General features: G+C 50.6%; 19 protein-coding genes. All 19 read left to right on the forward strand.

Going from position 1 to position 8,506, the window contains the following annotated elements; translation table 11 throughout:
- A partial coding sequence (locus tag AC6BYQ_RS26825) for an EF-Tu C-terminal domain-related protein (protein WP_455678424.1) occupies positions 1-114 on the forward strand: 114 nt, incomplete at its 5' end.
- 132 nt (positions 115-246) lie between these two features.
- Positions 247-441 (forward strand): bacterioferritin-associated ferredoxin, encoded by a 195-nt coding sequence (gene bfd / locus AC6BYQ_RS26830; RefSeq protein WP_071532885.1) that lies wholly within the window; start codon positions 247-249, stop codon positions 439-441.
- Positions 442-514: 73 nt separating this feature from the next.
- The gene (bfr, locus tag AC6BYQ_RS26835) at positions 515-994 is read left to right on the forward strand and encodes a bacterioferritin (protein WP_004929784.1); all 480 of its coding nucleotides are present in this window, start codon (positions 515-517) and stop codon (positions 992-994) included.
- Positions 995-1,372: 378 nt separating this feature from the next.
- Positions 1,373-1,684 (forward strand): 30S ribosomal protein S10, encoded by a 312-nt coding sequence (gene rpsJ / locus AC6BYQ_RS26840; RefSeq protein WP_001181005.1) that lies wholly within the window; start codon positions 1,373-1,375, stop codon positions 1,682-1,684.
- 32 nt (positions 1,685-1,716) lie between these two features.
- On the forward strand, positions 1,717-2,346 hold the full coding sequence (gene rplC, locus AC6BYQ_RS26845) for a 50S ribosomal protein L3 (protein ID WP_015379265.1): 630 nt from the start codon (positions 1,717-1,719) through the stop codon (positions 2,344-2,346).
- Positions 2,347-2,356: 10 nt separating this feature from the next.
- Positions 2,357-2,962 (forward strand): 50S ribosomal protein L4, encoded by a 606-nt coding sequence (rplD, locus tag AC6BYQ_RS26850; RefSeq protein WP_004929779.1) that lies wholly within the window; start codon positions 2,357-2,359, stop codon positions 2,960-2,962.
- On the forward strand, positions 2,959-3,261 hold the full coding sequence (gene rplW / locus AC6BYQ_RS26855; protein WP_004951179.1) for a 50S ribosomal protein L23: 303 nt from the start codon (positions 2,959-2,961) through the stop codon (positions 3,259-3,261). The genes rplD and rplW overlap by 4 nt, the downstream gene beginning before the upstream one ends.
- A gap of 18 nt (positions 3,262-3,279) precedes the next feature.
- Complete coding sequence (gene rplB / locus AC6BYQ_RS26860; RefSeq protein ID WP_004929775.1) at positions 3,280-4,104, forward strand: 50S ribosomal protein L2; 825 nt, start codon at positions 3,280-3,282, stop codon at positions 4,102-4,104.
- A gap of 14 nt (positions 4,105-4,118) precedes the next feature.
- The gene (gene rpsS / locus AC6BYQ_RS26865) at positions 4,119-4,397 is read left to right on the forward strand and encodes a 30S ribosomal protein S19 (RefSeq protein WP_004929772.1); all 279 of its coding nucleotides are present in this window, start codon (positions 4,119-4,121) and stop codon (positions 4,395-4,397) included.
- A gap of 14 nt (positions 4,398-4,411) precedes the next feature.
- Positions 4,412-4,744 carry a 50S ribosomal protein L22 gene (gene rplV / locus AC6BYQ_RS26870; RefSeq protein ID WP_002223844.1) on the forward strand — a complete coding sequence of 111 codons (333 nt, stop codon included), beginning with the start codon at positions 4,412-4,414 and terminating at the stop codon, positions 4,742-4,744.
- Positions 4,745-4,761: 17 nt separating this feature from the next.
- Entirely contained in the window at positions 4,762-5,460 is a 699-nt protein-coding gene (rpsC, locus tag AC6BYQ_RS26875; RefSeq protein WP_004929766.1) for a 30S ribosomal protein S3, read from the forward strand.
- Between the two features lie 12 nt (positions 5,461-5,472).
- A complete protein-coding gene (rplP, locus tag AC6BYQ_RS26880; RefSeq protein ID WP_004929764.1) occupies positions 5,473-5,883 on the forward strand; it encodes a 50S ribosomal protein L16 in 411 nt (136 codons plus the stop codon).
- Positions 5,883-6,074: a 50S ribosomal protein L29 gene (rpmC, locus tag AC6BYQ_RS26885; RefSeq protein ID WP_004929762.1), complete on the forward strand. Its 192-nt coding sequence runs from the start codon at positions 5,883-5,885 to the stop codon at positions 6,072-6,074. The genes rplP and rpmC overlap by 1 nt, the downstream gene beginning before the upstream one ends.
- Entirely contained in the window at positions 6,075-6,329 is a 255-nt protein-coding gene (rpsQ, locus tag AC6BYQ_RS26890; protein WP_004929760.1) for a 30S ribosomal protein S17, read from the forward strand.
- Between the two features lie 172 nt (positions 6,330-6,501).
- Complete coding sequence (rplN, locus tag AC6BYQ_RS26895; protein WP_000613954.1) at positions 6,502-6,873, forward strand: 50S ribosomal protein L14; 372 nt, start codon at positions 6,502-6,504, stop codon at positions 6,871-6,873.
- Positions 6,874-6,882: 9 nt separating this feature from the next.
- A complete protein-coding gene (gene rplX, locus AC6BYQ_RS26900) occupies positions 6,883-7,197 on the forward strand; it encodes a 50S ribosomal protein L24 (protein WP_004929758.1) in 315 nt (104 codons plus the stop codon).
- A 14-nt stretch (positions 7,198-7,211) separates the two neighbouring features.
- Entirely contained in the window at positions 7,212-7,751 is a 540-nt protein-coding gene (gene rplE, locus AC6BYQ_RS26905) for a 50S ribosomal protein L5 (protein ID WP_004929756.1), read from the forward strand.
- 13 nt (positions 7,752-7,764) lie between these two features.
- Positions 7,765-8,070, forward strand: coding sequence for a 30S ribosomal protein S14 (gene rpsN / locus AC6BYQ_RS26910; protein WP_019456186.1), 306 nt, complete (start codon positions 7,765-7,767; stop codon positions 8,068-8,070).
- 30 nt (positions 8,071-8,100) lie between these two features.
- Entirely contained in the window at positions 8,101-8,493 is a 393-nt protein-coding gene (rpsH, locus tag AC6BYQ_RS26915; protein WP_004929753.1) for a 30S ribosomal protein S8, read from the forward strand.
- Positions 8,494-8,506 lie beyond the last annotated feature (13 nt).

The raw sequence follows: 8,506 nt of genomic DNA on the forward strand, positions 1-8,506 counted from the left end.
AACATGGTTGTAACCCTGATTCACCCAATCGCGATGGACGACGGTCTGCGTTTCGCAATCCGTGAAGGCGGCCGTACTGTAGGCGCTGGTGTTGTTGCTAAAGTTATCGCTTAATCGCGAATAATTTTTTCGACACAAAAAAGGGCACTTCGGTGCCCTTTTTTTATGCAATTTGTACAAATCTTAATTGAAATAAAAACCATTCCTATTTAGACTCAATGCATTGGTTAAGAAGTGAGTCTCTCTATGTATGTATGTCTGTGTAATGCGGTGACTGACAAAGCGATCCGTAATGCGGTGCGTCAGCACAATCCCCACACCATGAAGCAGCTGCGTGAACTTGTGCCGATTGGTACCGATTGTGGAAAGTGCATTCGTCAGGCAAGACAAATTATGGTGGAGGAACGCGGAGCTATCATCCCAATGCATGAAGTTGCCTAACAAAGGGTAAGGTTATTTTTGACTCTTGGCTTACAGGTTCTACACTTTTAGAACTGGCCAGGAGGAGTTACCTATGAAAGGCGATAAAAAGATCATTGCTCACCTCAACAAGCTGCTCGGCAACGAGCTGGTTGCCATCAATCAATATTTCCTGCACGCCCGCATGTTCAAGAATTGGGGTTTAATGCGCCTCAACGACAAGGAATACCACGAGTCGATCGACGAAATGAAACATGCCGATCGCTACATCGAGCGCATCCTGTTCCTGGAAGGAATACCTAATCTGCAAGATCTCGGTAAGCTGAACATCGGTGAAGACATTGAAGAGATGCTGCGTTCCGATCTGGCGCTGGAATTGGCGGGCGCCAAGAATCTGCGCGAAGGTATCGCCTACGCCGACTCGATTCACGATTATGTCAGCCGCGATTTGATGATCGACATTCTGGCCGATGAAGAAGAGCATATCGACTGGCTGGAAACCGAGCTGGATCTGATCGCTCGCCTCGGCATTCAAAACTATGCCCAGGCCCAGATTTTAGAACGCAAAGAGTAAGCCTGCCTTCCGTTCGTCATCGCCTCTCCTGCCGGCAACCGTTTTTACGGTGGGGCAGGGGAGCTACCCACCAAGCATAATTCATACCTTGATCGCCACCTTCATCCCGCGACCGTCGCTGAAGGCGCAAAAATGACGATTTCCTGAGCATATTTCCAACTGCGGCTTGCTTCCTGGGCCATTTTGCGTATAATGCGCGGGCTTACCTAATCTTGGTAAGCCTGATTTTAGCGAATCAGTCGATTGGCAGGCCTTTTTTGCCTTTCGAACAATACTCCCGATATGGGGGTTATATGTTGACGATTACACTCCCCCATCAATCGAAATGGGTGTGAGGAGTAATTATTTACGTTTATAAATAATTGGAGCTCTGGTCTCATGCAGAACCAAAGAATCCGTATCCGCCTGAAAGCGTTTGATCATCGTCTGATCGATCAATCAACCGCGGAAATCGTCGAGACTGCAAAGCGCACTGGTGCGCAAGTCCGTGGTCCGATCCCGCTGCCAACTCGCAAAGAGCGCTTTACCGTTCTGATCTCTCCGCACGTCAACAAAGACGCGCGCGATCAGTACGAGATTCGCACTCACAAGCGTCTGGTTGACATCGTTGAGCCAACCGAGAAAACCGTTGATGCTCTGATGCGTCTGGATCTGGCTGCCGGTGTAGACGTGCAGATCAGCCTGGGTTAATCAGGTCATTGAGCGATTGAGAGGTTGAAACAATGATTGGTTTAGTCGGTAAAAAAGTGGGTATGACCCGTATCTTCACTGAAGATGGCGTTTCTATCCCAGTAACCGTAATTGAAATTGAAGCGAACCGCGTGACTCAGGTTAAAAGCCTGGACACCGACGGTTACCGTGCCGTTCAGGTTACCACCGGTAGCAAAAAAGCTAACCGTGTAACCAAGCCGGAAGCGGGCCATTTCGCTAAAGCTGGCGTTGAAGCTGGCCGTGGTCTGTGGGAATTCCGCCTTGAAGAAGGTCAAGAGTTCGCTGCAGGTCAGGAAATTAGCGTAGAAATCTTCGCTGACGTTAAAAAAGTCGATGTTACCGGTACTTCTAAAGGTAAAGGTTTTGCTGGCACTGTTAAGCGCTGGAACTTCCGTACCCAAGACGCTACCCACGGTAACTCCTTGTCTCACCGCGTTCCGGGTTCTATCGGTCAGAACCAGACTCCGGGCAAAGTGTTCAAAGGCAAGAAAATGGCTGGCCACCTGGGTGATGAGCGCGTAACCGTTCAGAGCCTGGACGTAGTACGTGTTGACGCTGAGCGCAACCTGCTGCTGGTTAAGGGTGCTGTACCGGGCGCAACCGGTGGCAACCTGATCGTTAAACCAGCTGTGAAGGCGTAAGGGGATAGCAATGGAATTAGTATTGAAAGACGCGCAAAGCGCGCTGACTGTTTCCGAAACTACCTTCGGTCGTGATTTCAACGAAGCGCTGGTACACCAGGTTGTTGTTGCTTATGCAGCAGGTGCCCGTCAAGGTACCCGTGCTCAGAAGACCCGTGCTGAAGTAACTGGTTCCGGCAAAAAGCCATGGCGTCAGAAAGGCACCGGCCGTGCGCGTTCAGGTTCTGTAAAGAGCCCGATCTGGCGTTCAGGCGGCGTGACCTTTGCTGCTAAGCCACAGGACCACAGTCAGAAAGTAAACAAAAAGATGTACCGCGGCGCGCTGAAAAGCATCCTGTCCGAGCTGGTACGTCAAGATCGTCTGATCGTTGTCGAGAAGTTCTCTGTAGAAGCGCCTAAAACTAAGCTGCTGGCACAGAAACTGAAAGATATGGCTCTGGAAGACGTGCTGATCGTGACCGGTGAACTGGATGAGAATCTGTTCCTGGCAGCTCGCAACCTGTACAAGGTTGACGTGCGCGATGTAGCAGGTATCGATCCGGTTAGCCTGATCGCCTTCGACAAAGTGGTTATGACTGCTGATGCTGTGAAGCAAGTTGAGGAGATGCTGGCATGATCCGTGAAGAACGTTTGCTGAAAGTGCTGCGTGCACCGCACGTATCTGAAAAAGCATCCGCTGCGATGGAAAAAAGCAACACCATCGTTCTCAAAGTTGCCAAAGACGCGACCAAAGCAGAAATCAAAGCTGCAGTGCAGAAACTGTTTGAAGTCGAAGTCGAAGACGTGAACACCCTGGTAGTTAAAGGGAAAGTGAAACGTCACGGTCAGCGTGTTGGTCGTCGTAGCGACTGGAAAAAAGCTTACGTCACCCTGAAAGAAGGCCAGAATCTGGACTTCATCGGCGGCGCAGAGTAAGTCGGAGGAGTAAGAACAATGGCAATTGTTAAATGTAAACCTACATCTCCGGGTCGTCGCCACGTTGTTAAAGTGGTTAACCCTGAGCTGCACAAGGGTAAACCTTATGCCCCGCTGCTGGAAAAACTGAGCAAAAGCGGTGGTCGTAACAACAATGGCCGTATCACCACCCGTCATATCGGTGGTGGCCACAAGCAACACTATCGTCTGGTTGACTTCAAGCGCAACAAAGACGGTATCCCTGCTGTGGTTGAGCGTCTGGAGTACGATCCGAACCGTTCCGCGAACATCGCGCTGGTTCTGTACAAAGACGGCGAACGCCGTTACATCCTGGCGCCGAAAGGCCTGAAAGCTGGTGACCAGATTCAATCTGGCGTTGATGCTGCAATCAAAGCGGGTAACACCCTGCCGATGCGCAACATTCCAGTTGGTTCAACGGTTCACAACGTAGAAATGAAACCAGGTAAAGGCGGCCAGATGGCTCGCTCCGCTGGTGCCTACGTTCAGATCGTTGCTCGTGATGGTTCCTACGTAACTCTGCGTCTGCGCTCCGGCGAAATGCGTAAAGTTCCAGCTGATTGCCGCGCCACCCTGGGTGAAGTCGGTAACGCTGAACACATGCTTCGCGTTCTGGGTAAAGCAGGTGCTGCACGTTGGCGTGGTGTTCGTCCTACCGTTCGCGGTACGGCGATGAACCCGGTAGATCACCCGCACGGTGGTGGTGAAGGTCGTAACTTTGGTAAGCACCCGGTAACTCCGTGGGGCGTTCAGACCAAAGGTAAGAAGACCCGTAGCAACAAGCGTACTGATAAGTTCATCGTACGTCGCCGTAGCAAAAAATAATTAGAGGATAAGCCATGCCACGTTCTCTCAAGAAAGGTCCTTTTATTGACCTGCACTTGCTGAAGAAGGTAGAGAAAGCGGTGGAAAGCGGTGACAAGAAGCCTTTGCGCACTTGGTCCCGTCGTTCAACGATCTTTCCTAACATGATCGGTTTGACCATCGCTGTCCATAATGGTCGTCAGCACGTACCAGTGTTCGTTTCCGATGAAATGGTCGGTCACAAACTGGGTGAATTCGCGCCGACTCGTACTTATCGCGGCCATGCGGCTGATAAAAAAGCTAAAAAGCGCTAAGGTAGGAGGAAGAGATGGAAACTATCGCTAAACATCGCCACGCTCGTTCTTCTGCTCAGAAGGTTCGCCTTGTTGCTGACCTGATTCGCGGTAAGAAAGTGTCGCAAGCTCTGGAAACTCTGACCTACACCAACAAGAAAGCTGCTGGTCTGGTTAAGAAAGTGCTGGAGTCTGCCATTGCTAACGCAGAACACAACGATGGCGCTGACATCGATGATCTGAAAGTTACGAAAATCTTCGTAGACGAAGGCCCAAGCATGAAGCGCATTATGCCGCGTGCAAAAGGTCGTGCAGATCGCATCCTGAAGCGCACCAGCCACATTACTGTGGTTGTGTCCGATCGCTGAGACTCTGGAGACTAGCAATGGGTCAGAAAGTACATCCTAATGGTATTCGCCTGGGTATTGTCAAACCTTGGAACTCTACTTGGTATGCGAATACCAAAGAATTCGCTGACAACCTGGACAGCGACTTTAAAGTTCGTCAATTCCTGACTAAGGAACTGTCGAAAGCTTCCGTTTCTCGCATCGTTATCGAGCGTCCTGCGAAGAGCATCCGTGTGACCATTCACACTGCTCGCCCAGGCATCGTTATCGGCAAGAAAGGTGAAGACGTCGAAAAACTGCGCAAGGTCGTAGCGGACATCGCTGGCGTTCCTGCACAGATCAACATCGCCGAAGTCCGTAAACCGGAACTCGACGCTAAATTGGTTGCTGACAGCATCACTTCTCAGCTGGAACGTCGCGTTATGTTCCGTCGTGCTATGAAGCGTGCTGTACAGAACGCAATGCGTCTTGGCGCTAAAGGTATCAAAGTTGAAGTAAGCGGCCGTCTTGGCGGCGCTGAAATCGCACGTACCGAATGGTACCGCGAAGGTCGTGTTCCATTGCACACTCTGCGTGCGGACATCGACTACAACACATCTGAAGCGCACACCACTTATGGTGTAATCGGCGTTAAGGTATGGATCTTCAAAGGTGAGATCCTGGGTGGTATGGCTGCAGTTGAACAACCGGAACCGGCTGCTCAACCTAAAAAGCAGCAGCGTAAAGGCCGCAAGTAAGGAGAGTCGCTGATGTTACAACCAAAGCGTACAAAATTCCGTAAGGTGCACAAGGGCCGCAACCGTGGTCTGGCGCAAGGTACGGATGTTAGCTTCGGCACTTTCGGTCTGAAAGCTGTTGGCCGTGGCCGTCTGACTGCTCGTCAAATCGAAGCAGCTCGTCGTGCAATGACTCGTGCAGTTAAGCGTCAAGGCAAGATCTGGATCCGTGTATTCCCGGACAAACCGATCACCGAGAAGCCGCTGGAAGTGCGTATGGGTAAAGGTAAGGGTAACGTGGAGTATTGGGTTGCCCTGATCCAGCCTGGTAAGGTCCTGTACGAAATGGACGGCGTGCCAGAAGAGGTTGCCCGCGAGGCATTCAAACTGGCAGCAGCGAAACTGCCGATCAAAACCACCTTTGTAACTAAGACGGTGATGTAATGAAAGCACAAGAGCTGCGTGAAAAAAGCGTTGAAGAGCTGAATGCCGAGCTGCTCAACCTGCTGCGTGAGCAATTCAACTTGCGCATGCAGGCGGCCAGTGGCCAGCTGCAACAAACTCACCTGTTGAAACAAGTGCGTCGTGACGTCGCACGCGTTAAGACTTTACTGACTCAAAAGGCGGGTGTGTAAATGACTGAAGTTATCCGTACCCTGCAGGGTCGTGTTGTTAGCGACAAAATGGAGAAATCCATCGTTGTTGCTATCGAGCGTACTGTGAAGCACCCGATCTACGGGAAATTCATCAAACGTACGACCAAGCTGCACGTACATGACGAGAACAACGAATGTGGTACCGGCGACGTGGTGGAAATCCGCGAATGCCGCCCACTGTCCAAGACTAAGTCCTGGACGTTGGTTCGCGTTGTAGAGAAAGCGATTCTGTAATAGAGTAGCTGGCTCTCACTTAATAAACGGCTCAGAAAATGAGCCGTTTATTTTTTCTACCCATACCAAGTAAGCGGTGTTATAATGCTGCGCCCTCGGTTATGGGGCTTTTCAACGGCCTAATTTTTACTTGGGTCTTTAAAGTAGTAGTTGACATTAGCGGAGCACTAAAATGATCCAAGAACAGACTATGCTGAACGTCGCCGACAACTCCGGTGCACGTCGCGTAATGTGTATCAAGGTTCTAGGTGGCTCGCACCGTCGCTACGCAGGCGTCGGCGACATCATCAAAATTACCATCAAGGAAGCAATTCCTCGCGGTAAGGTGAAGAAAGGCGATGTTCTGAAGGCGGTAGTGGTGCGCACCAAGAAGGGTGTACGTCGCCCGGACGGTTCTGTCATTCGCTTCGATGGCAATGCATGCGTTATTTTGAACAATAACAGCGAGCAGCCTATCGGTACGCGTATTTTTGGGCCGGTAACTCGTGAACTGCGTAATGAGAAGTTCATGAAAATTATCTCTCTGGCACCAGAAGTACTCTAAGGAGCGAACATGGCAGCGAAGATCCGTCGTGATGACGAAGTTATCGTGATTACCGGGAAAGACAAAGGTAAGCGCGGTAAAGTAAAAAATGTCCTGTCTGCTGGCAAGGTCATTGTTGAAGGCATCAACCTGGTTAAGAAACACCAGAAGCCGGTTCCGGCTCTGAACCAACCAGGCGGCATTGTTGAAAAAGAAGCTGCAATTCAGGTTTCTAACATTGCTATCTTCAACGCGGCTACCGGCAAGGCTGACCGTGTAGGCTTTAGATTCGAAGACGGCAAAAAAGTCCGTTTCTTCAAGTCTAACAGCGAAACTATCAAGTAATTTGGAGTAATACGATGGCGAAACTGCATGATTACTACAAAGACGAGGTAGTCAAACAACTGATGTCTCAGTTTGATTACAACTCTGTCATGCAAGTCCCTCGGGTCGAGAAGATCACCCTGAACATGGGTGTTGGTGAAGCGATTGCTGACAAGAAACTGCTGGATAACGCCGCAGCGGACCTGGCAGCCATCTCCGGTCAAAAACCGTTGATCACCAAAGCCCGCAAATCTGTTGCAGGCTTCAAAATCCGTCAGGGCTATCCGATCGGCTGTAAAGTAACTCTGCGTGGCGAACGCATGTGGGAGTTCTTTGAGCGTCTGATCTCCATTGCTGTTCCACGTATCCGTGACTTCCGTGGCCTGTCCGCCAAGTCATTCGATGGCCGTGGCAACTACAGCATGGGCGTGCGTGAGCAAATCATCTTCCCAGAAATCGACTACGACAAAGTCGATCGCGTTCGTGGTTTGGATATTACCATTACCACTACTGCGAAATCTGATGATGAAGGCCGCGCGCTGCTGGCTGCTTTTAACTTCCCGTTCCGCAAGTAAGGCAGGGTTACTGATGGCTAAGCAATCAATGAAAGCACGCGAAGTCAAGCGCGTGAAATTAGCTGACAAGTTCTTTGCAAAACGCGTTGAACTGAAAGCTATTATCTCTGATGTGAACGCGTCCGATGAAGATCGTTGGGATGCCGTTCTCAAGCTGCAAACTCTGCCGCGTGATTCCAGCCCGTCTCGTCAGCGTAAACGCTGCCGCCAAACTGGCCGTCCACATGGTTATGTGGGCAAATTCGGGTTGAGCCGTATTAAGCTTCGTGAAGCCGCTATGCGCGGTGAAGTACCAGGCTTGAAAAAGGCTAGCTGGTAATTACCAATTGAATCACGGGAGTAAAGACAGATGAGCATGCAAGATCCGATCGCGGATATGCTGACCCGTATCCGTAACGGTCAAGCCGCGAACAAAGTTGCGGTCACCATGCCTTCCTCCAAGCTGAAAGTGGCAATTGCCAACGTGCTGAAGGAAGAAGGTTTTATTGAAGATTTCAAAATCGAAGGCGACGCCAAGCCTGTTCTGGAACTGGTACTGAAGTACTTCCAGGGCAAAGCTGTGGTAGAAAGCATTCAACGTATCAGCCGTCCAGGTCTGCGCATCTACAAGAAAAAAGATGAGCTGCCAAAAGTTATGGCCGGTTTGGGTATCGCTGTTGTTTCTACCTCTAAAGGTGTTATGACCGATCGTGCAGCTCGCCAGGCTGGTCTGGGTGGCGAGATTATCTGCTACGTAGCTTAATTCGGGAGGAAAG

It is taken from the genome of Serratia sp. LTN-2, assembly GCF_059740205.1.

Coding starts and splice junctions, on each gene's coding strand:
- rplN (WP_000613954.1), top strand. CDS start 6,502: ATGATCCAAGAACAGACTATGCTGAACGTCGCCGACAACTCCGGTGCA.
- rplW (WP_004951179.1), top strand. CDS start 2,959: ATGATCCGTGAAGAACGTTTGCTGAAAGTGCTGCGTGCACCGCACGTA.
- rplV (WP_002223844.1), top strand. CDS start 4,412: ATGGAAACTATCGCTAAACATCGCCACGCTCGTTCTTCTGCTCAGAAG.
- rplE (WP_004929756.1), top strand. CDS start 7,212: ATGGCGAAACTGCATGATTACTACAAAGACGAGGTAGTCAAACAACTG.
- rplB (WP_004929775.1), top strand. CDS start 3,280: ATGGCAATTGTTAAATGTAAACCTACATCTCCGGGTCGTCGCCACGTT.
- rpsQ (WP_004929760.1), top strand. CDS start 6,075: ATGACTGAAGTTATCCGTACCCTGCAGGGTCGTGTTGTTAGCGACAAA.
- rpmC (WP_004929762.1), top strand. CDS start 5,883: ATGAAAGCACAAGAGCTGCGTGAAAAAAGCGTTGAAGAGCTGAATGCC.
- rplX (WP_004929758.1), top strand. CDS start 6,883: ATGGCAGCGAAGATCCGTCGTGATGACGAAGTTATCGTGATTACCGGG.
- rpsH (WP_004929753.1), top strand. CDS start 8,101: ATGAGCATGCAAGATCCGATCGCGGATATGCTGACCCGTATCCGTAAC.
- rpsN (WP_019456186.1), top strand. CDS start 7,765: ATGGCTAAGCAATCAATGAAAGCACGCGAAGTCAAGCGCGTGAAATTA.
- rpsC (WP_004929766.1), top strand. CDS start 4,762: ATGGGTCAGAAAGTACATCCTAATGGTATTCGCCTGGGTATTGTCAAA.
- rplD (WP_004929779.1), top strand. CDS start 2,357: ATGGAATTAGTATTGAAAGACGCGCAAAGCGCGCTGACTGTTTCCGAA.
- rplC (WP_015379265.1), top strand. CDS start 1,717: ATGATTGGTTTAGTCGGTAAAAAAGTGGGTATGACCCGTATCTTCACT.
- rpsS (WP_004929772.1), top strand. CDS start 4,119: ATGCCACGTTCTCTCAAGAAAGGTCCTTTTATTGACCTGCACTTGCTG.
- rplP (WP_004929764.1), top strand. CDS start 5,473: ATGTTACAACCAAAGCGTACAAAATTCCGTAAGGTGCACAAGGGCCGC.
- rpsJ (WP_001181005.1), top strand. CDS start 1,373: ATGCAGAACCAAAGAATCCGTATCCGCCTGAAAGCGTTTGATCATCGT.
- bfr (WP_004929784.1), top strand. CDS start 515: ATGAAAGGCGATAAAAAGATCATTGCTCACCTCAACAAGCTGCTCGGC.
- bfd (WP_071532885.1), top strand. CDS start 247: ATGTATGTATGTCTGTGTAATGCGGTGACTGACAAAGCGATCCGTAAT.